The organism is Paenibacillus pasadenensis (assembly GCF_023715725.1).
Taxonomy (GTDB): Bacteria; Bacillota; Bacilli; order Paenibacillales; family Paenibacillaceae; genus Paenibacillus_O; species Paenibacillus_O pasadenensis_A.
In genome coordinates, this window is sequence record NZ_JAMBOT010000003.1 from 101319 (window position 1) to 122124 (window position 20806).

Annotated in this window: 18 protein-coding genes and 1 pseudogene; 5 read left to right on the top strand and 14 right to left on the bottom strand. The window is 43.9% G+C overall.

Features of this window, described 5'->3' with window-relative positions:
- Positions 1-53: 53 nt before the first annotated feature.
- Together M3223_RS09670 and M3223_RS09675 are read left to right on the top strand one after the other, a co-directional pair.
- Positions 54-320 (top strand): hypothetical protein, encoded by a 267-nt coding sequence (locus tag M3223_RS09670; RefSeq protein WP_251561098.1) that lies wholly within the window; start codon positions 54-56, stop codon positions 318-320.
- Between the two features lie 95 nt (positions 321-415).
- A complete protein-coding gene (locus M3223_RS09675; protein WP_251561099.1) occupies positions 416-1054 on the top strand; it encodes a DsbA family oxidoreductase in 639 nt (212 codons plus the stop codon).
- Between the two features lie 94 nt (positions 1055-1148).
- On the opposite strand, the gene M3223_RS09680 is transcribed toward M3223_RS09675, so the two are convergent.
- The 6 genes and pseudogenes from M3223_RS09680 to M3223_RS09705 form a co-directional block, all read right to left on the bottom strand.
- On the bottom strand, positions 1149-1865 hold the full coding sequence (locus M3223_RS09680) for a serine/threonine protein kinase (protein ID WP_251561100.1): 717 nt from the start codon (positions 1863-1865) through the stop codon (positions 1149-1151).
- A 116-nt stretch (positions 1866-1981) separates the two neighbouring features.
- Positions 1982-2980: a glycosyltransferase family 2 protein gene (locus M3223_RS09685; RefSeq protein ID WP_251561101.1), complete on the bottom strand. Its 999-nt coding sequence runs from the start codon at positions 2978-2980 to the stop codon at positions 1982-1984.
- Entirely contained in the window at positions 2970-4397 is a 1428-nt protein-coding gene (locus M3223_RS09690; protein WP_251561102.1) for an undecaprenyl-phosphate glucose phosphotransferase, read from the bottom strand. The genes M3223_RS09685 and M3223_RS09690 overlap by 11 nt, the downstream gene beginning before the upstream one ends.
- A gap of 174 nt (positions 4398-4571) precedes the next feature.
- On the bottom strand, positions 4572-5681 hold the full coding sequence (locus M3223_RS09695) for a glycosyltransferase family 2 protein (RefSeq protein WP_251561103.1): 1110 nt from the start codon (positions 5679-5681) through the stop codon (positions 4572-4574).
- Positions 5682-5900 (bottom strand): family 1 glycosylhydrolase, encoded by a 219-nt coding sequence (locus M3223_RS09700; protein ID WP_251561104.1) that lies wholly within the window; start codon positions 5898-5900, stop codon positions 5682-5684.
- 76 nt (positions 5901-5976) lie between these two features.
- A pseudogene (locus M3223_RS09705) lies at positions 5977-6132 on the bottom strand (family 1 glycosylhydrolase); the annotation flags it as partial.
- Between the two features lie 252 nt (positions 6133-6384).
- Between M3223_RS09705 and M3223_RS09710 the strand changes: the two are divergent.
- The 3 genes from M3223_RS09710 (at position 6385) to M3223_RS09720 (ending at position 9915) form a co-directional block, all read left to right on the top strand.
- A complete protein-coding gene (locus M3223_RS09710; protein ID WP_251561105.1) occupies positions 6385-7263 on the top strand; it encodes an AraC family transcriptional regulator in 879 nt (292 codons plus the stop codon).
- A 280-nt stretch (positions 7264-7543) separates the two neighbouring features.
- A complete protein-coding gene (galU, locus tag M3223_RS09715) occupies positions 7544-8428 on the top strand; it encodes a UTP--glucose-1-phosphate uridylyltransferase GalU (protein WP_251561106.1) in 885 nt (294 codons plus the stop codon).
- A gap of 425 nt (positions 8429-8853) precedes the next feature.
- On the top strand, positions 8854-9915 hold the full coding sequence (locus M3223_RS09720) for an acyltransferase family protein (RefSeq protein ID WP_251561107.1): 1062 nt from the start codon (positions 8854-8856) through the stop codon (positions 9913-9915).
- Between the two features lie 356 nt (positions 9916-10271).
- On the opposite strand, the gene rfbD is transcribed toward M3223_RS09720, so the two are convergent.
- From rfbD to M3223_RS09760, 8 genes are all read right to left on the bottom strand, one after another.
- Positions 10272-11114 (bottom strand): dTDP-4-dehydrorhamnose reductase, encoded by an 843-nt coding sequence (gene rfbD, locus M3223_RS09725; protein ID WP_251561412.1) that lies wholly within the window; start codon positions 11112-11114, stop codon positions 10272-10274.
- 38 nt (positions 11115-11152) lie between these two features.
- Positions 11153-12184, bottom strand: coding sequence for a dTDP-glucose 4,6-dehydratase (gene rfbB / locus M3223_RS09730; protein WP_251561108.1), 1032 nt, complete (start codon positions 12182-12184; stop codon positions 11153-11155).
- A gap of 105 nt (positions 12185-12289) precedes the next feature.
- The gene (rfbC, locus tag M3223_RS09735) at positions 12290-12835 is read right to left on the bottom strand and encodes a dTDP-4-dehydrorhamnose 3,5-epimerase (RefSeq protein WP_251561109.1); all 546 of its coding nucleotides are present in this window, start codon (positions 12833-12835) and stop codon (positions 12290-12292) included.
- Between the two features lie 26 nt (positions 12836-12861).
- Positions 12862-13605 (bottom strand): sugar phosphate nucleotidyltransferase, encoded by a 744-nt coding sequence (locus tag M3223_RS09740; protein WP_251561110.1) that lies wholly within the window; start codon positions 13603-13605, stop codon positions 12862-12864.
- Between the two features lies 1 nt (position 13606).
- Entirely contained in the window at positions 13607-14584 is a 978-nt protein-coding gene (locus M3223_RS09745; protein WP_251561111.1) for a glycosyltransferase family 2 protein, read from the bottom strand.
- The gene (locus M3223_RS09750) at positions 14581-15513 is read right to left on the bottom strand and encodes an NAD-dependent epimerase/dehydratase family protein (protein ID WP_251561112.1); all 933 of its coding nucleotides are present in this window, start codon (positions 15511-15513) and stop codon (positions 14581-14583) included. The genes M3223_RS09745 and M3223_RS09750 overlap by 4 nt, the downstream gene beginning before the upstream one ends.
- The gene (locus M3223_RS09755) at positions 15510-19352 is read right to left on the bottom strand and encodes a glycosyltransferase (protein WP_251561113.1); all 3843 of its coding nucleotides are present in this window, start codon (positions 19350-19352) and stop codon (positions 15510-15512) included. The genes M3223_RS09750 and M3223_RS09755 overlap by 4 nt, the downstream gene beginning before the upstream one ends.
- Positions 19345-20805: a class I SAM-dependent methyltransferase gene (locus M3223_RS09760; RefSeq protein WP_251561114.1), complete on the bottom strand. Its 1461-nt coding sequence runs from the start codon at positions 20803-20805 to the stop codon at positions 19345-19347. Before M3223_RS09760 ends, M3223_RS09755 begins: the two co-directional genes overlap by 8 nt.
- Position 20806: the final 1 nt, after the last annotated feature.

The following is a 20806-nucleotide window of genomic DNA, read 5'->3' on the forward strand; positions in this document are numbered from 1 at the left end:
ACGAATAGAATAACCGTGATTGATCTCCAACTAACGCCGAGGTGGTGCTGGTAATGACTTATGTATGGGCTGCGGTTATCGTGCTGGCGGCAGGCTTAATCGTGTATGGGGCGGTAAGCTCCAGCAAGCGCTGGGCACTGCTGCTCAGCGAAAGCAAAGCGAGACTCGACAAGGTGTACCGGATTCAGGCCTATCTGAAGGATAACGGGATTAAATCGCGGACCTCCGAGGAGGAAATGAGCATCCGGGTGCTCGTGCTGCGCAGCGAGCTGGAGCGGGGCAAACAGCTGCTCGCCGCCTACGAGGAAGAGAACGGCTAATCGTCCGCAGCGGCGCCGGGCATTGAAGCTCCGGCCCGCTTCCTTCATACTAGAGGGTACAAGCCCTTACCATTGGCTGAAAGGAGGCTGCTTCAATGCTTATTGAAATTTATCACGATCTGCTTTGTCCTTGGTGCCGAATGGGTCGCAAACATCTGGAGCTTGCCCTGCAGCAATGGCAGCCTCCTTCCGGCCAGGAGGCAGTCGTGCGTCATAGCCCGTTTTTGCTGCATCCCGACGTTCCGCCGGAGGGATTGCCGTTCCGGGAAACGATGGCGGCCCGCTCCGGCGGAACCGCCCCTATGCGCCGCACGCAGCGCCATGTGGCGAAGGACGGGCAGGCGATCGGATTGGAATTCCGCTTTGAACGAATTAACCTTCTTCCTTCAACCCGGCTGGCACACCAGGCGCTTTCCCTGACGCCAGCGCTGGATCAGGGCGCTTTTATAGACGAGTTATGCCGCCGCTATTTTGAAGAGGGAGAGAATATCGGCGACATCGAAATTATCGCCGCAGCCAGCGCCGCTGCAGGCTGGCAGCCCCGCGTGCTGCGGGAGAGGCTGAGCTACGGCGACGGTAAAGTCGAGATTGAAGCTCAGCTGGAGCTTGGACGGCGTCTCGGAATGGACGGCGTGCCTCTGTTCATCTTCGAGGGGCAGTACGCGTTATCCGGCGCTTATCCCCATCCCGAGCTGCTGCTGCTCCTGAGGCGGCTTGGCCAGCTGATGAGCTGATTTAATCCCACACCTCGTCATGGAGGTCAAGCCTCACCCGACGGACCATTATGGGGATAACATTCCAGACAGGTTCCCGCCTTCGCACCAATCCTCAGGATACTGAACCGTCTTCCGGAGCATCTCCCGTCACATCGCGGTTTTCCTGCTCCCTGCCTTTTTTGCGCGTCCATCGGTAACCGGATCGCATGCTGTTCATCATCCAGGCCGGCACGGGGAACGGCTTTTTGCCCATCAACGGCTTGTAAATCGCATAATAAGCACGCTTGAGATCATCCCACATCGTGCAGCTTTCCAGCTTGAGAAAATCAGAGACGTCAATAACAACGCCGCGTCCATCCTGCAGCATCACATTTTTGCCATGTACATCATGAGGCCGTAATCCCCGGGATACCGCGTAGCTCAGCGCGTTATCAACGTCCTCAATGACTCGCTCCGGAATAGCGACGCCCTCCGCCAGGCAGTCGTAGAGCGTTTTGCCATGCAGCCGCTTCAACAGCATCCACCGCTTGCCGCCGTCGTTGCCGGACGCATAACAGCGGCCGAAGCCGGGATGCTCGCCAAGCAGACGGTAAACCTGCCGCTCCGCCTCCCATCCGTCACGACCAGGCGCATAGACTTTGACGGCAAGCCGGCTGTCACCGGGATAAGCGAACACAGCCGCGTAATTGCCGCAGCCAAGCAGCTTCCAGCCCTGCGGCACGCGACGGACACGGACCGGATTCCAGCTTTCCTCGCTGACGACGTCCAGCCCTGGCAGCAGCTCGCTGCGGATTCGCTCCTCATGCCGTCTTTTTGTCTCCTCGTCCATCCTTGCTCCTCCTCCAGAAACCGGGAAAAAGCGCTTGTTGCGCCCAAACTCTTTATCTTCTCCTTGCATCTCCTAAATCCTTTGAAAAGGGCAGAAGCTGCGATAAAGCAGCTGCGCTAGCCCGGACGGTACATGCTGAACACCCGCTGCAGCCGCTTAGGCAATCGCCGATGGTGAATACCAAGTTTGAAGCCGATCAGCTTGGCTGCGTTTTCGGCCACCAGACCAGGAACCTTCCTCCATTGTCCCGCTTCCATTAACGCCCGCAGCTGCGCCTTAACTAATCCCGAGCCTTCCTTGCCCACGCCGGCGTAAGGAAGAATCCAGTTCTGTTCGGCCATTGACGTGCCGTTGTCGTAAAACCGTTTGAACTGCTGCATGGGCGTATAAGCATGAGAATGAATGACTCTCGCTTCTGCATTATAAGCGATTTGGTACCCTTCCAAGACCATTTTTCCGGCCAAAAACAGATCCTCATTAAAAAAAGTCGGCTCCGCAAAGCCGCCCATTGCCCGAAAGGTTTCCTTGCGCATCGCAGAGCACACATTGGAGCAGAAAAAGGTCTTTAGGCCGAGCTGCGGCAGATCCTCACGGCTTTTAAGCCTCGACTCCGCAGGATAATTGAATTCCCGCGACATTCGCTCCAGCACGTCCGCCTCCCGGCGCGCCAGCTGCCGCGCATAAACGTAGCCGGTGCCGCTGTCGCTCAGCGAGCGAACGAGTTCTTCGATGAGCCGGGCATTGTCCGGAATCGCATCCTGCGTCATGAACATTAAAATGCAGCCGCTTGCTTCCCTCGCCGCCCGGTTGCGGGCCCCGCCATGATCAAACTCCGCGCGTGATATGGAAAAAAGCCGGGCGCCGCCGCGAACGGCCCGCTCCGGCGTCCCGTCGCTAGATTCCGTATCGATTACAATGATTTCATGCGGCGGCAGCGTTTGCGTCCTAAGGCGCTCCAGCAGCTCCGTAAGCTCCGAGCCGGCATTGCGCGTCGGTATAATGACAGAAACCTTGTCTCCTGCAAAAGCAGCCGGCACGGGGCCGGCTGCTTCTGAGCCAGAGACTGCCGGAGTGGAGCGTTCGTTTGCCGCAGCCGTCTGGTTATTAGTATGCATTTTTATTAATAAGTCCCTTCAATACGGTTTTGAATATGATTCGGATATCAAAAAAGAAGCTCCAGTTCTCAATGTAAAAAATATCGTGGCGGATGCGCTCGTCAATCGACGTGTCTCCGCGCAGTCCGTTTGTCTGAGCCCAGCCCGTAATTCCGGGACGGATATGATGTTTCACCATGTAACGCGGAATTTCCTCGCGGAACTGGTCCACGAAAAACGGACGCTCCGGCCGCGGGCCGACAACGCTCATTTCGCCGCGCAGAACGTTAATGAACTGCGGCAGCTCATCCAGGCTCGTGCTGCGCAGGAACGTGCCGAAGCGGGTACGCCTCGGGTCGTTCTGCACCGTCCAGGTCTGGCTGGCGTCCGTTTCCGTGCTGACGCGCATGGAACGGAACTTTAACATATGGAAGCTGCGGCGGTTCAATCCTACCCGCTCCTGCCGGAACAAAATCGGCCCCGGCGAGGTCAGCTTGATGCCAGCCGCAATAAGCAGCATAACCGGCGAGAGCACAATAAGCGCCGCAAGCGAAAAAGCGATGTCGAATGTGCGCTTGGCGATACGGTTGCCCATCTCGTCCAGCGGCACGTCGCGGATATTGATCAGCGGCACGCCGGCAAAATTATCAAAAAACGGCTTGGCCGGAAGAAGATCGAAATAATCCGGTATAATGAGCGTTTTGACCCCGGCCTTTTCACAGGTTTTGATCAGGTCGCCGTACTTGGAATGTGCATCTAGCGGCAGCGCAATAATGACCTCGTCAATGGTCGGATTGGCGGCCAGCATACCTTCCAGCTCATCCAAATCGCCAACGATCGGCGCCAGCTGCCTGCCTTTGTACTGGTGAAGAATAGCGGCATCATGCTCGCTCTGGAAATCGTCGAGGAATCCGTACACGTCATAGCCGAGATCCGGGTACAGCTGCAGCTTATCGTGAAAGCTCCGTCCAACGCTGCCTGCTCCGAGCACAAGCACATAACGCTTGTTCAGACCTCTTTTGCGCGCCATTGTGAGCATGCGCTTGACCGAAAACCGGTAAATAATCAAACCAAACAGGTTCATCGCAAAAAACAGCGCAATAAATTGCCGGGAAATATGTACTTCCTTCGTAATAAACAGAAGGCTGAGCAAAAGGAGCAGACTAAACGTCTGGACCTGGATAATCTTCAGCACATCGCGCGAGAACTTTTGGCGCCGCTTAGGCGTGTAAAAGCTCGTATAAAAGCCGATCAGCACAGCAGCAAACGCATAAACCGTGCTCCAGAGCAGGTACGTTTTGAACGGTACCGTGCTATAGTGGACCAGCAGCCCGCTGTAAAACTTGATCCAGTACGCCGCCAAAAACAGGCCCAGCATCACGACTAGATCAGCCAGCACATACATTTGCGTCAGAAAACGCTGGTTTCTTCGAAGCATTCTCATCACCGCTAATACGTTATAGTCTATCAATCTCTCACTAATTGTACCAAAAAAGGAGAGAGCCAGCTATTTTTTAGACGCATTTTGCGTCAAAATGTTTCTAGAAATGACTGGATTTTCAGATTGATAGTTGGAATTAGGATTAATTTCCTCATTAAAAGAGCCCATTCCCTACCGAACCGGCTTCTGACGAAGCTCCCGCCGTTTCGCCCTCATTTCCGGCAGCCGCCGAAAAATAGCAGACCAGCTGGGAAGCAGATCCCGTTCTTTTACTAAGATATACCCTAATTTTAATAGTTCAATTGCGATAATAGCCGGAAGATTGAGCAGACTTCTCTCGTTTTTCACCAGCGTGTAAATACGGTTCTCGTAAGAGTGCCGGCGCACAAACAGAGATACTCCGGCACGTCCGCCTTCCTTCCAGCCCCGGGCATGCAGCGCTCGCGCCTCCGGCACGTACAGCGCCTTCCAGCCGAGCAGGCGGGAGCGCCAAGCCGTGTCAACATCCTCCTTATACGCAAAAAAGGTCTCGTCAAAAAACTCCCCGCGCAGCTTTACATGCTCCATCATGCTGCGGCGGTACATCGCGGCGGCGCCGGAGACGCCAAACGTCTCGCCGCCAGCAAGCCAGGCTGACGCAGGCTCGTTAGCGCCGCGGTCGAACGCTTGGCGCGCCACATCCATCCGCAGCCCGGTGCTGTCGATGACAGCATGCTGCGGCAAATGATCCAGCCAGTCGCGGACTGCCTGCGGCAAGCTCCGGATAGACTCGGATGAGCGGTCCGATTCAACACCACGTTCCGGCACCATATCTCCGCCAACTTCCTCCTCCGGCTGCCGCACCAGCATGCCGGTTGCGCTACCCGCCTCAGGATGGCGCTCCAGCTGCTCAACGAGCTGCCTTATATAATCGGGATGCAAACGCACATCGGGATTCAGCACAAGCGCATAATCGCTGCCGCTCATAGCCAAAGCTCTGTTTTGCCCTCCGGCGAATCCCGTGTTCTCCGGGCTCTCCACGACCGTCAGCCCCTGGCCGATGCGGCGCAGGAGCTCACGAGTGCCGTCGGAGGAAGCATTGTCCAGGACAACAATTTTGTCGATGGGATAACTTTGGGCCCGGACGCACTCCAGGCAGCCTTCAATATCCTTCACACTGTTATATGTCACGATATGGACGCTTACCGTTCCCTGGACACGGGCGGCAGCGGAGCCTGCCGCCCCGCTGCCGCCGATGTCCAGAGACGGCGGAAGCTGCGCCGCCGAATCCTTGGTATTCATTTAGACGTCAAACCCGCTTTCCGAAATGACCTTTTGATTAAAATAATAACTGTCTTTCGGCCAGCGTTCCAGTGTTTCATCGTTCGTGTACGCAATTCCGAAACGTTTGGCATACCCTTCCGCCCATTCAAAGTTGTTGAGTAGCGAACAGGCGTAATAACCTTTAAGCGGCATGCCGGGGTCGAACAGCAGCTGGCACTGGATAATTATACTAAGCATATCCGCCCGTATAGAGGTTGATGCCTATAAAATCTATCGGCGCCCGATACCTTCAGCAGCCAATTTCCTCTTCTTAGCGGTGAGAGCGGTCGCAGGCAGTATCGCTAGTGTTTCCGTTCACTACTTTTCCAGGTGTGCGCGAGAAAGTATCCCAGATGGACATCCCTCGTCCATCCTCATCAAAAGCCCCTTCGATTGGGTACGGTTCCGTAGACGTTCCCCAAACAAAATCTCACGGAAAAGAATTGCACGCCATAATAATCCCTTCTGAATGAATAGGTACAATTGAATCCATTATAGGAGGTTAATCCGCTCTATCTTTAGAAACAAGATGGTTTTTCACCTCAACAATCTGGTCATATCTTTGTTCATGATGGATTCATTTTGAATAGATAGACTTTAACCATTGAGAATTAATGATTACGGTCGGATTAGTCATAGAGGCTCTTCATCCCGTTCATAAACCGTAAGGAGGAACCAATCTATGTCCACTACTGAAAAAGAGCTTCTGCCTCGTCAGTTCACGTCCGAGCCGCGCGCTCAGCTTGATGATGAAATGGCGGTTTACCGTCATTCGGCTAATGTCATCCTTTGTGGCTTTTCCCGGCATTTGGAGCCATTTCAGCAATCAATGCGCGGCGGGCTGGAAACGTATTTGTTTCGGCTGCAGACCGAAGGCGAGGCATCCGTACTGCTGGACGGCCGGATGACCACCGTCGTTCCGGGCGATCTATTGCTATTTTCGCCGGGAGAAGCTTATGAAATCTCCATTCAAGCGCCGGGGCCAGGTACACGCTTAGGAGCGAGCTCGGACTACTTCCTGATGGCCTCAGGCGCGTGGATGGGCAGCTGGTGGCAGCGACAGTCGCGGCCGCAGCGTGTGCGGATCGCCGATGACGGCAAAATTTTAGGCATCTGGGAGCAGCTGTCGCTGGAGAGCAAGCGGCTTGACGGCGGAAAGCCCGTTATATTAGATGCGCTGTTGCAGGCGTTATGCCTCTCCCTGGAGCGGGCCATATTGGAAGCTCCAATCCAAGGAGGAGCAGCTGCGTTAACGGCAATCAAGCTTAAACATTTTGTGGAGGCTCATGCTACCGAGGTGTTCACGCTGGAGGATGCGGCTGCTCATGTCGGCGTCAGCAAAACGCGCGCTGTCCACCTGTTCAAAAAGGAAACCGGCAGCTCCATTATGCAGTACGCTCAACAGGTCCGGCTGGCGCTTGCCCTCCGCTTGATGGAAAACAGCCAGCTGACGCTGGAGCAGATTGCGGAGGAGTCGGGGTTGGGGACATATACGTATTTGCATCGGATATTTCGGGAAAAATATGGAGTTTCGCCGGGGAGTTATCGGCGGCGGGAGTAGAGTAAGCTAAGTCCTCAGGGAACTCGCCGATTAAATAAAGCTAGAACTGTTTTGGCAAACATGCAGTAAGAAAACTGATTTAGCAAAAAAATTAATTATTAGTACCTCTACTTCCCTCACTTTATGAGCTACATTGTTGGGATTTATTGTAGTACTGCTTGTCGATTCGATACTAAATGTAAATGATGGAATAAACTATATTCCCCACCACACCAATCATGCTTATGGCGCAAATTGTGGTATAATTCAAAAGTCAATTCATAGAAAGTAGGCTGCAAACATGACTATTCGCAAAGCCATTATTCCCGCAGCCGGTTTAGGAACTCGTTTTTTGCCGGCCACTAAAGCAATGCCGAAAGAAATGCTTCCAATCGTGGACAAACCTACTATTCAATATATCATTGAAGAAGCAGTCGCTTCAGGTATAGAAGATATTATAATTGTCACAGGTAAAGGCAAGCGAGCGATCGAGGATCATTTTGATTATTCATTTGAGCTAGAGCATCATTTGGCTTCAAAAAATAAGTGGGATCTACTTGATTCCGTAACTAAGCCTTCTAACATCGCTGACATTCATTACATTCGGCAAAAGGAACCGAAAGGGCTTGGCCACGCTATTTGGTGTGCTCGCAAGTTCATTGGGAACGAGCCTTTTGCAGTACTTCTTGGCGACGATATAGTCGAGTCCGATACTCCTTGCTTAAAACAACTTATTGATGTGTATGATCAATATGAATCATCTGTAGTTGGGGTTCAAGAGGTCCCTTGGAATGAAGTTTCAAGGTATGGAATTATAGATGGTAAAAAACTTGCTCCACAGCTTTTCCAAGCCAATGGTTTTATTGAAAAGCCGGCACGCGAAAACGCTCCGTCAAACTTAGCTATTATGGGGCGTTACATACTAACTCCTGAAATTTTTGAAATTTTGGGTAAACAGGAAGCCGGTATAGGTGGAGAAATTCAATTGACAGATGCAATCGCTCTGCTGGGTAATGAACAAAATATATATGCATGTAACTTTGAGGGTCAGCGTCATGATGTCGGTGAAAAGTTTGGATTTGTTCAAACAACCATTCATTATGCGCTTCAACACCCGGAACTTCGGGAGCAAACAATGATATATTTAAGGGAGATTGTAGGTGCACATAAAACGGCTGTAAGCTAATTCCAATTGAGGCTGTTCTGAAAATGATCTAGCTATCATTTCCAGAACAGCCTCTTTCATTTTGCCATAAAGAAACTTAAGATATGGTTCAAAAATCATTTGTTAATTTTCATTTATAGGCTCCATTTTGGATCGGTATCTAATAGTAAAGAGGAAAATGGACCGATTTTCAGTGTCGTGTCTCAGAGTTTAATAATTGGCTACTAAATACAATAGTATTTACAGAATCAACCTAAAGAACTATACTTACGATAAATATCTAAACATTGGTAGCAACTCACCGACTTAAAATAGTGGGCGTTTATCTGTTATAGGTGGATGTACATATATAGAAACAACTCATTAATCATAATAATATATCCAACATTTTTTAAAACAATATAAAACCAAATACAACAATAGACGAATTAGCAGGAAGGACACCTATGAAGAAAAATATCGGATATATAGACTCGTTGAAAGGAATCGGCGCGATAATTATAGCCCTTTACCATATAATTGGGCTAATTGGGGTACCTGATAGTTCTTTATACTTCATCAATAAAATATTTGAAGTTATTTCTGTAATTGGATATATTCCAGTAGAAATGTTTTTTTTCTTTTCAGGATATCTAATGTTATATAATTATTCCAATAAGATTAAGAGCATTGATTTTTTTGACTACTTCAGAAAAAGAACTAAACTTGTATATCCATATTTAATTATTAATATCACTTTATGTTCTTTGTATATTATTATAAAAGGTGGATACATCAGTGCATATCAAATATTTTACAATCTATCATTTCTTCAAAGCGGATTTTTCCTAGGTACTGGGGATTTTCGTATTGATATAGCTGGTGGGGGTACGTGGTTTCTAGCTCCCTTATTATTATCTTATTGCATATTTTTCTATATCTGCAAATATAAAGATGAGGAACAGGCTTTTGGATTATACTGTGGGATAGTTTTAATTGGAATAATAGCATTAAAAAATAGTTGGAACTATCCTATTTTAAATGGATATATGTTAAGAGGATTGACTGGCTTTTTTGCAGGATGTATGTTTAGTTTAATTGCACAAAAGTATGAACTAAAGAGCCGAAAATTAGCTATGTTTGGAACCCTTATATTGTTATTTCTATCTATTAAAATATTTTATCAAAATGAATATACAAGTACATTGGATTTCATTATAATAACAGATTTAGTCGTTCTGCCATTAATAATTATTTTTTTAAACAATTTTTTAACCGCGCGAAAAATTCTTTCTTTATTCATTTTCAAAAGAATCGGCGCTTTGTCTATGCAATTATTCTTTTTAAACCTTCCCGTTGGTTATTTTTTCAAGTTTCTAATCAGCGAGAAATATTCATTCAATACATATGTACAGTATTTCTTGTATTTCACTATATTATTCTCTCTTTCTTTACTATCTGATTATATCATAAGAAAGTGGAGATTTTCAGGTGAGAACAAACCCGTAAATCCCCCATATGAAGCTTAATCTTATAGAATTCAGAAAAGACAGTATTGACTGCATCAGATTTGAATTATCCTCCTTTCATCGGATTCAGATTTGCAATTTACAGGTACAAGAATACTAAATGCCGTCACATCAGTTTTTTTCTTAATGAGAAACAGGACCTAGTCCTCCGGAATCAATTGTTTCCACCTCGGCTTAGTTGTTACAATTAAATTAATTTGCTGTAAACTAGCAAGAGATTATTTATTCCTTTAGTAGAGACATGGACACCTTCAAGAGGCTATTTCTAAATTTACTCTCTTGAAGGTGCTTTTATGAGGTCAATACTAGTCAGTTATCAGCACAGTGATGAGGCCTATTTGCTGAATAACATCATTTTAATCTCCTTTTTTAAAGAACTTCTTCAAAGCATCATTCCAACTAGGAAAATCATTAAACTCGTTCACCCGAATCGCACTGTGATCCAGCACTGAATAAGCTGGTCTTGCGGCAGCACGTGGAAATTCCTCCGTTGTACAGGGATTTACCTTGACCGACATCCCTACCTCTTGAAATATTGCTTTAGCAAAATCATACCAAGTACAACTCCCCCTGCTAGAGGCATGATAGATACCGTATGCTTCCGTCTCAGCAAGCTCCAAGAGAAACGCCGCAAGATCCTTCGTAAATGTAGGAGATCCAACCTGATCATCAACAACACTAAGGCTATCGCGCTCAGCTCCAAGCTTCAGCATTGTGCTTACAAAGTTAACTCCGTAAGCTCCATATACCCAGGAAGTGCGAACGATAAACCAACGATCATGCAGTGATTGTACCAGATGCTCGCCAACCAACTTGGATTTTCCATATACAGTCTGTGGATTTGTCGCATCATACTCCTGATATGGCTTACTGCCTTTACCGTCAAAAACATAATCTGTGCTCACATGAATCAGCTTAGCTCCGATTTCTCTAGCAGCGATTGCTACATTTCTGGCTCCCGAAGCGTTTATCTGATACGCTTCTTCCACAGCAGATTCGGCTTGATCCACGGACGTATATGCCGCACAATTAATAATGACATCAGGCCCTACCATTGCAAAAGCCTCTCTACACTGCTCTAATGACGTTATGTCCAATTCTTTCCTTCCCATACCGACAATCTCAATACCCTCAACTGTTTCCCATAAAGTAAGTTCCCGACCTAATTGGCCGTTTGCTCCCGTGACAAGAACTTTCATATTCACCGTACTTATGATTCCTTGTGCATTAAAACCGTTCATTCTGCACTTTCCGCCTCTTTAAGGCGGTCTCCATATTGAGTTTCAAAATACTGTTTATATGCTCCGCTTTGCACGCCTTTCATCCACTCTTCGTTATCCAAGTACCAGCGAATGGTCGCGCGGATGCCGGATTCGTAATCATGTTTTGGCGTCCAGCCAAGCTCATTGCGGATTTTATCGGCATCGATAGCATATCGGCGATCATGTCCGAGACGATCTTTGACGAACTGAATGAGCGATTCTGGCTTGCCCAGCTCCTCCAAAATTGTTTTAACCACCTGAATATTGTTACGCTCATTACGTCCGCCTACGTTATAGACTTCACCGTTCACACCTTTATGAATGACTAGATCAATCGCACTACAATGATCTTCAACATATAACCAATCCCGTACATTAAGACCATCACCATAGACTGGAAGCGGCTTATTTTGAAGCGCATTCTGGATCATGAGTGGAATCAGCTTCTCAGGGAACTGATATGGACCATAATTGTTGGAGCAACGGGTAATATTTACCGACAGATCAAAGGTTTCATGATAAGCCCGGACGAGCAAATCCGCACCGGCCTTACTGGCCGAATAAGGGCTGTTCGCTGCAAGTGGAGTTTGTTCCGTGAATAAGCCTGTCTCGCCAAGGGTTCCGTATACCTCATCGGTCGAAACTTGTACAAACTTCTTAATATTGTATTGTTTAGACAACTCTAGTAGAGTCTGTGTGCCAAGTACGTTTGTCTTAACGAATACATCTGGTTCCAGAATACTGCGGTCTACATGCGATTCCGCAGCAAAGTTGGCTATAACGTCAATTCCCTCTTTGAACAGAGGCTCCAGTTCTGCACGATTGGTAATATCCGCCTTGATAAAGCGGTAATTGGGATGATTCTCTACCGACATGAGATTCTCCAGATTGCCTGCGTACGTGAGGACATCGACATTAATAATTTCATATTTTGGGTAGTTCTCAACCATATAAAGCACAAAATTACTTCCAATAAACCCGGCACCACCGGTTACGAGCAACTTCACAAAATCTACGCACCCTTCTGCTTTAGGAGTAGTATCAGATATTTAGAGAATCAGTGCATCCTGAATACTAAAAAGAAGGACAGCCCTATCTCAGATTCTCGATACTTAAAAGTTAATTTCAGCATCCGCCAAATTAGGATGATACTGATCTTTATCAGATAGGATTGGATTGATCACTGGCCAATCAATCGCTAATGCAGGATCTTTCCAGGAAATACCCCTATCATGTTCAGCAGAATACAGCTGATCAACTTTATACTGGACCTCACAGTTTGGAACAAGCGTACAAAACCCATGTGCAAATCCAGATGGTACCAATAGTTGATGGTGATTCGATGAACTTAAAATGAAACCCTGCCACTGACCAAAGGTATGTGAGCCTTTACGAATATCTACGACCACATCATAAATTGCTCCTGCTGTACAACGAACAAGCTTGCTCTGCGCTTTCGGTTCAAGCTGATAATGCATTCCCCTAATTACGCCGGCCTCTATCGATAACGAATGGTTATCCTGAATGAATTGCTCCTGAATTCCGTTCTCTCGATAACGATTACAGTTATAACTTTCTACAAAAAAACCGCGGAGATCACGATGAACAACTGGTTCAATCAATTTCAAACCTGGCAGTTTTGTTTCATGGACCTTCATGATTGCACCTGCCTTTTAAATTAATTTTATAATTTCAACTTACCAAATTCTTCTCCCAGAAGAATATCCTTAGCAAGTTCATTAGCGTGAGTTAATGAAGCATGAGTACCTGCGTCAGTCCACCAGCCCTCCAAGATATCATATGTTAGATTTTTCAGAGAGATATAGGCATTGTTTACATCTGTTATTTCAAGCTCTCCACGCCCCGATGGCTTTAAAGTCCTTACGATATTAAATACATTGCGGTCATACATGTAGATTCCCGTAACAGCATAATTGCTCTTCGGTGCTTGCGGCTTCTCCTCAATTGAAACAATTAAATTATTGTCCAGTTCAGGAACTCCGTAACGTTGTGGATCATGAACCTCTTGAAGAAGAATTTTAGCCCCTACTCCTTGACTTTTAAAGTTATTGACATATGACTGAATAGAGTCTGAAAAAACATTATCCCCCAGAATGACAACCATTTGATCCTCTCCTACAAATTGCTCAGCCAATCCCAGGGCCTGAGCAATTCCCCCCGCTTGGTCCTGGACTTTATATGTCAACGATACACCACACTCATGTCCGCTCCCGAGCAAGTTGACAACATCCCCCATATGCTCTTTACCAGTCACAATGAGGATATCAGTAATATCGGCTTGCTTAAGCTTAGCAATAGAATGATAAATCATAGGATATTTTCCAACAGGGAGAAGATGTTTGTTAGTAACTTTAGTCAATGGATAAAGCCGGGAACCCGTCCCACCTGCCAAAATAATGCCTTTCATTTTAAATCCTCCTTGATAGAATTAATTTATTTCGAATATACATCCAACTGCTTCTAATAAGTCTCCATTCTATTTGAAACCATTCTCGAGAGAGCATTGCCCCCCCCTTCACTCTTTCAAACGAACGCCGTTCCCTCCAACCCAGTAGAATTCCTTCCCAGTATGCTTTTCTTCGAGGCTTATCTCGGAGCAATAAAAGCCGCAACAAGATCCCCGTAAGAAGAAAAGGGATATTTAACGCAATTAATAGTAATGGCATGTTCTTCTTCAGCAGAAAAATGGTGTTTCTTCCAGTGAGCCTTAGTTTAAAACTGTTAATTCCTCCACCGCTGGTGGCACTTCCGATATGATAGATTATAGCTGTCGGACAATAGATGTTCTCATATCCAAGAACTCGTGCTCTAAACCCTAAATCGACATCTTCCATATAAGCAAAAAAGCGCTCATCAAAGTAACCAATTTCATCAAAAAACTCTCTCCTGTAAATTGCCGCCCCAGCACAAGCACTGAAAACTTTCCTGCACTCAGTATAAAGGTTTGATGACTTTCCGTGTCCCGCTTGATAGGCAAATCCAAAGGCTGTGAACTCGTCACCGGCATCATCTATCAAGTCAGGATGGTTATATTGAAGCATTTTGCTCGAGCAGGAAAAAGCATCTGGTTGCCGCTCCATTTCCCCTACTAATTCTTCAAGCCAGTTATCGAGAGCCTTTGTATCCGTGTTAAGAAGTACCACATATTTACTTCGAGATAGTTTAATTCCCAGATTTACGGCCGCACTAAAACCTAGATTCTTATCAAGCTCTACTATCTTAACTTCGCTGTATTTCTTCCTTATTAATGTCAAACTACAATCCGAAGAGCCGTTATCAACAAAAATAACGTCAAAATCTTTATATATTTGTTGATTTAAAGAGTCCAAACAAGTCTCAATATACTGCTCTCCGTTGAAATTAGGAATTACAATTGTAACGCTCATAAGCGTTCTATCCTTGAAGTAAACTCCCATACACACTGCTGAATGCCTCGGTTAATCTCGATACTCGGCTTAAAACCAAGCTCTAGAACCGTTTGGGATATATCAAGTACATTATAATCGACATCAAACGAACGGCTTTCTAAATACTGAGTCTGTGCTTCAACATAGGTTTCCTCTTCTATTTTACGAATGATATCTTTAATACTTATGCCTGTTCCCGTCCCTACATTAAATACTGGAATTACTTCTGACCGTACCCGGTAATTAACAGCGAGTGCTATGGCTTGGCAAACATCTGTAATTTCAATATAATCCCTGACCGTTGAGCCATCTCCATAAATAGAAATTGTTTTTCCGGTCAATATATGGTCGATAAAAACAGAGATAGCTCCGATACGTTTGTTAGGAATCTGACCTCTCCCATAAGGATTTGCTACTCTTAGAATGATATTTTCCATCTGGTAGAGGTCATTATACATGAGCATTATTTTTTCTATCGCAAGCTTTGTGATTCCATAATGGTTTACAGGATAAGTTGAGGCCTCTACTCGGATCGGTGAGGCATCTTGCCTTCCGTAAACTGTTCCACCCGATGATATAAAAATGATTTTTTTAGATTGGCTTCGGCAGATCTCAAGAAGCTCAAGGGCTTTTATTACATCTTTTTCATAACCTAGCCTAGGGTTATCCATCGAACTGGCCGGGGCAATACTACTGATGAGATGAATGACGACATCGTGATTTTCTATGATCCTCTCAAGCTCCTGCTCCTCAAAAAAATTCCCTTCAATCAGATCATAAGATGATGATTCGACTTTCTCCTCGACATTACGATCATAAATGGACACTTGATGTCCTTGTTCATGTAACAGCTCAGCCAGATTAGACCCGATAAAGCCGGCACCACCTAGAAGTAAACATGCCGTCATAATGCAACTCCCTGTCTTGTGTTCTCGGTATATAGGGAGAAATAGTTCGACGCAAAAGTTTCCATCTGAAATTGCTCAAACAAGCTCGGAACATTCCGCGTCAATCGTTCCCTAAGCTCACTGTTAAGATAAATGGATCGCATCGCTTCATACAGGACATTCCAATCTAGCTTTCTATTCTCATCCAACTCTAAAAGTAGACCCGCATCTCCTGTCGGAGCTGTAATCATATATTTAATGTCTCCAATGTTAGTTGAAATTACCGGTTTTCCATATGCTAAATATTCAATAACCGTATTCGGCAAGCTTTCAGAGACGAAATAAGACGGGAGTAAACCGACATCAAACATTTTCACCCATCCTATCCATCCAGATGGCTCTGTAATAGTAGGAATAAAATGGATGTAGGGATACTTAGAATATTTGAGCTTTAATTCATCTACAAACTCACTTGCCCCTACAAGAACTAGGTGAGCGTTTAGCTTCTCCTCTTGCAGTTTGATAATGGACAGAATACTCTCTTCCCAGCCCTTTTCTTTAATCCCCCTAGATACCAGTCCATAAATTAATGCATCATCGTTTATGCCCAAAAAAGCTCTCTGTTTAAGCTGAATATTTTGGAGCTTGTACCCGTAATATATTTTACTTCGTTTTTCCTCGGGCACCGACACTCGGTTAAATATCTGTTTATTCTTATCCGTGGCATATATGATATGGTCAGCTCTTTGAAACATTTTCTCTACCATTTTCCCAAAATCTCTATCAATTGAAGGTTGCTCAATGATGGCTTCATAACAACCATGCATAGAGATAACCCACTTGACATCTGGGTTTTCTTTTACGGCCAGGAAGCTCAGTTTATCCGACCACCAAATATGAGAGTTGACAATACTTATTCCTTCTACTCTAATATAAGCAGCCATATCATCAGCCGTTTTGAAAGATGGAGTAATCGTAATTGAAGAAGAGAGCATCGAAATAAACTGATCTTGTTGTAGACCCGGACGAGCATTGCATACATAAACATCATGGAAGGCAGCAAAGAAATTAGCAAGTCGCATAATCAACATTTGACCGCCACCGATTTCAAAATCAGGAGAAACAAGTAGAATTTTTTGGCGAGAGCGCAAATAATTGTGTTCCAAGAGACAATTGTTATAAATCTCTTTCAAATCATTAAATGCTGGGGCCAAGGTGGTGTTTTCTTCCAGGTTATCTGAATCCGTCTCTTTGCATCCAAGGCGTTTATATTCTAATTTGATATGTTGAATAAACCTTTCTTGTATAGAAGCAGGCAGTTCAAAGGTGGTCAGAATAAATTTCTTGACCTCAATAAGTTCTTGATATAGCTTTACGGATTGTTCTTGAACACTGATGATACTTTTTGAATGTCTGCGATGATAATTTAGAATCTGGGGTTGGAACGCAATTTTACCGTCCTTAATTACAAATAGATAAGTAAGCCAATCCCCACAAATATCAAACCGAGATAATTCCTTTTCGATTGATATTAAGGCTGATTTCCTCATAATAACCGCACTTGCGTTCGGAATTGTGTTTTTTATAGCTAGCCCCTGAACAACCTCTTCCTGACCAGAAAGCACATACTCTGATAACCACTTTTCCCTCGACAAATCATTAGTGTAATCAGTATAAGAAAAAGGAACTCGCTCGGAATACTCATTTATAATCTGTGACTGGGAATAAGAAAGACTGACTTCATGATCATCAAATGCAGGGATAAGGCTTTCGATTAGATTCAGTTCGCAAACATCATCAGCTTCCGCAATCCATATTAAATCACCTGTTGCTTCCTGAATTCCCTTGATCCACTGCCGGAAACAGCCGTTGTTTGTTTCGTTTTCAATAATTTTAAAAGGTATTCCGCTAACCTCGAGAAGTGAGCGAGCCTTGTTTACACTGTTGTCTTTTGAGCAATCATCAAGAAAAATGATTTCATAAGGCTGTATGGTTTGACTAGTTATAGAGTAGATTCGCTCCTCTAAGAAATCCTCGTAATTATAATTCGGTATAACTACAGACACCTTGCAAGCAGTGACGAGGCGTTTTTTACGGATAAGTTCAATATCCCTTTGCTCCAAAATAGACAGCAGCTTAGCCACATAATTTTCATGATTATACTTTTCGTCAATAATTGCCTTCCCCTTGTTTAATACGGCTAAATTAACATCTTCTTGGAAAAGAATCCTTCTAGCAGCAGAGGCCATCTGATGGGTACTTCCATAATCCACACTCACTCCACCAATTTCTTCAAGCAACTCTGGTATACCACCCGCTTCCTTAAAAGCAATAACCGGCGTTCGGCTGTCCAAAGCTTCGAGCACAACCGTTGGAAAGGGATCCTCCCTTGAGGTGAGAAGAAACAAATCAGCGGCCTGGAAGTATAATTGAGGGTTATCGGTAAAACCAATAAAATGAAAGTTTTTATCTAATCCAAGCTTCTTGGCATCATGCTCTAGCCAAAGTTTTAGGACTTGTTCCATATTTCCGATCCAAAGAAAATGAATGTTATCAAGCGAGTTATCTTTTATTAACAATTTAGCTACTTCAAAAAACAAATCAATACCTTTCCTCATATCGGCATATCCACAATTAATAACCAATTTACTATCAGAAGAAATTTTAAGTTCCGAGCAAATCTTCTTGCGTGCATCATCTTTGGATAAGGAAAGATGATTTCTCGCATAAGCGCCTTGAGGTTGAATGACAATCTTCTCTTCATCAATCTCAAACAACACCTTGAATTCGGTTTTAACAAATTGGTTGGGGAAGACAACATGACTTGAGTATGCACTAGTTTTTTTGGCACCTTCTGAAAAGTTGTATGTTTTAATAGAGGTAGGCAGTTCATGCACCAAATTAACTGTTTTAATCCCGGCTCTATAAAGTCCCTCACTCAAAATTCCAGTTACAACAGTATTTGCAATGCAGTGTTTTATGCCTTGTTCGACAAAACCCTCTAAAAGCAATTTAACTGAACTCTCGTTTTCTAAGTAAGATAAAGTTGATTGGTTAAGATTATAAACTGTTCCGTACTTTTCGAATTCCTTTTCGTTAGGCCCACCTTGCATCAATAGAATATATACTTGCTTTTTATATTCATATTTCAGGGTTTTGCAAATATTTAAGGCGAGAATTGCAGCTCCTGCGCGTTGAGCATCATGAGAAACAACTAAGATTCCATTTTTTATCACTTTTGTTCCCAGTTTTTGTTCGGAGGTGGTTGTAATTATATTTACTTTGCTTAGATCGCTCGACTTGGCTTTATTTTTAAAAAGCCTAACGGCTTCTTTTAAGCCATTCTCCTTTAATTCTTCAAAGAATCTTTGTTTCAGGTGTGGCTGCTGCTTGACTAACAATCTCACCTTTTTGGAATACTGTTCAGCTTTTTTTAGCTTATATTCTGACTCTGTAATACTCAAAATCTCTAGTTGGCCTAAAGAAAAAAAAGGAGTATTCTTTAAATGGAACAGTATGTTGTCAGTTTTTTTCTCAAACCGACAATAATAAACGACCGTAGTAGTTCCCGTTTGGCCAATATTAAATACTTGCCCCTCAGAGTTTTCAATGCTAACAGCAGCTCCTGCATCTATGCTTTCAAACCGATAGACAATTTTAAAATGCCTGAACCAACCTTCAAGCTTCAAAAGCACAGTTGTCATTTCATTAGCATTTTCAACAAGGAATGATTCCCCATCTTTTCCCTTTATGTTTGAAACACTAGTTACCTGCACTCCTCGGTTACTTCTTCCAAAAAGATTTTTAGGTTTGTTTCGGGCTAAAATTTGATTAAGTTCGGAAATCATCTGACTAATCATTACTTAATTCTCTCCAGTCTGAACGATATTCCTTCCTCAATTTAAGGAATTGTATCGGATGTTTATATGGGGACATAAAAAGCAGTTGATCCAAATACCTTCGTAAAGCTTCATTCTCACTATCTAAAATTGTCATTTTTCGTGCCATTTCATTGATCTGATTAGTATTTCGAGCATTTTTAGACTTTTCCTCATCGTGAGATGCCTTCAAATGATTATTCAGATTCTGTAGTTCATTAAGACGACCTTTTAAACCCTCTATTTCAGTAAGACTTAAGTTCAATTGTGTATTTACTACATCAAGTTCTTTTATTTGCCTCTGGATAAGGGATGTTTGATCAATTATAGTTTGATATATTAAATCTTGAATATATAAATCGACTTGAATAAATTCCACTTCCATAACAATTTCAGATAATTGATTTTCTGGAATCTCTTCGAAAATGAGTTGCGGATCTTCAGTTCGGAAAATAAAAAAATCATTTTTTTCAAAATGATGGTTTGATTCACTCCATACTAGCGGAAAAATCGTCAAATTCGGCCCAACAGCATATACTTTTCGTATATAAAGAATCGCATTTGTATTAATAAAATCGAATCTTATCCGCTTAAGAGGTGATTTAAAATCATCATTAGCTTGCATCCGGATAGTTTTCTCTTTAATAGATATCGGCTTCTTAGTACTTAGCTCTTCCGAGAAACCTTCTCCGAGATCATAATATAATTGGGAAAAATAAATATCTGATTGCCGCTTGATATAGTCCTCTTCCCCCAATAAGCTCGATTCTCCACTTTGAATTTCATAAACAAATTGATAAACATTTCCATATTCTCTATTTTTAAATTCATATTGAAGTGATTTAGGTAACTGATCGAAGAAAACGTTAAATTCTGTTTCCTCCAGATTTTTATAGACAGCATCTTTAAATATGCTCGTATATCCCGATTCCTCGATCATTTTTTCGAGATTTCCTTTTGTAAAGAATTTCAGATGTGTTTCGTCTAATAGACCAATCTTTTGATATTCAAATTTATTATTGAACAAATTAATCAAGATACTGTTATGACCTATATGTGGTACCGAGATCAGAACTGTCCCATCCATCTTGAGGATATTTTTGCAATTTACAAGCACTTGTGTAGGATCAATAAGGTGTTCAAGTACGTCTGCAAATATAATATGATCAAACGATATATTGGAAAATCGAGTCAACCATTCATTCTCTTCTATATTTCCAACAAGCGTTTCTTCTGCATACAAAGAAGCATGTGCAGCAGAATCTGGATCTATTTCAACTATATAGACTTTACATCCCAAGTTTTGTTTAAGATGTTTGGTGAATCGACCTGTGGCCGGACCAAACTCTAACACAGTACTTCCCGCCTTAATACGGCTGGCAAGAATAGAAAGTGAATTAGCCGTCGATAAATCCAAATCAAAATCATATTTCATT

What these genes read in the sequence shown, in the direction of transcription:
- M3223_RS09670 (WP_251561098.1), top strand. Translation starts at nt 54, where the DNA reads ATGACTTATGTATGGGCTGCGGTTATCGTGCTGGCGGCAGGCTTAATC.
- M3223_RS09675 (WP_251561099.1), top strand. Translation starts at nt 416, where the DNA reads ATGCTTATTGAAATTTATCACGATCTGCTTTGTCCTTGGTGCCGAATG.
- M3223_RS09680 (WP_251561100.1), bottom strand. Translation starts at nt 1,865, where the DNA reads ATGGACGAGGAGACAAAAAGACGGCATGAGGAGCGAATCCGCAGCGAG.
- M3223_RS09685 (WP_251561101.1), bottom strand. Translation starts at nt 2,980, where the DNA reads ATGCATACTAATAACCAGACGGCTGCGGCAAACGAACGCTCCACTCCG.
- M3223_RS09690 (WP_251561102.1), bottom strand. Translation starts at nt 4,397, where the DNA reads ATGCTTCGAAGAAACCAGCGTTTTCTGACGCAAATGTATGTGCTGGCT.
- M3223_RS09695 (WP_251561103.1), bottom strand. Translation starts at nt 5,681, where the DNA reads ATGAATACCAAGGATTCGGCGGCGCAGCTTCCGCCGTCTCTGGACATC.
- M3223_RS09700 (WP_251561104.1), bottom strand. Translation starts at nt 5,900, where the DNA reads ATGCTTAGTATAATTATCCAGTGCCAGCTGCTGTTCGACCCCGGCATG.
- M3223_RS09710 (WP_251561105.1), top strand. Translation starts at nt 6,385, where the DNA reads ATGTCCACTACTGAAAAAGAGCTTCTGCCTCGTCAGTTCACGTCCGAG.
- galU (WP_251561106.1), top strand. Translation starts at nt 7,544, where the DNA reads ATGACTATTCGCAAAGCCATTATTCCCGCAGCCGGTTTAGGAACTCGT.
- M3223_RS09720 (WP_251561107.1), top strand. Translation starts at nt 8,854, where the DNA reads ATGAAGAAAAATATCGGATATATAGACTCGTTGAAAGGAATCGGCGCG.
- rfbD (WP_251561412.1), bottom strand. Translation starts at nt 11,114, where the DNA reads ATGAAAGTTCTTGTCACGGGAGCAAACGGCCAATTAGGTCGGGAACTT.
- rfbC (WP_251561109.1), bottom strand. Translation starts at nt 12,835, where the DNA reads ATGAAGGTCCATGAAACAAAACTGCCAGGTTTGAAATTGATTGAACCA.
- M3223_RS09740 (WP_251561110.1), bottom strand. Translation starts at nt 13,605, where the DNA reads ATGAAAGGCATTATTTTGGCAGGTGGGACGGGTTCCCGGCTTTATCCA.
- M3223_RS09745 (WP_251561111.1), bottom strand. Translation starts at nt 14,584, where the DNA reads ATGAGCGTTACAATTGTAATTCCTAATTTCAACGGAGAGCAGTATATT.
- M3223_RS09750 (WP_251561112.1), bottom strand. Translation starts at nt 15,513, where the DNA reads ATGACGGCATGTTTACTTCTAGGTGGTGCCGGCTTTATCGGGTCTAAT.
- M3223_RS09755 (WP_251561113.1), bottom strand. Translation starts at nt 19,352, where the DNA reads ATGATTAGTCAGATGATTTCCGAACTTAATCAAATTTTAGCCCGAAAC.
- M3223_RS09760 (WP_251561114.1), bottom strand. Translation starts at nt 20,805, where the DNA reads ATGAAATATGATTTTGATTTGGATTTATCGACGGCTAATTCACTTTCT.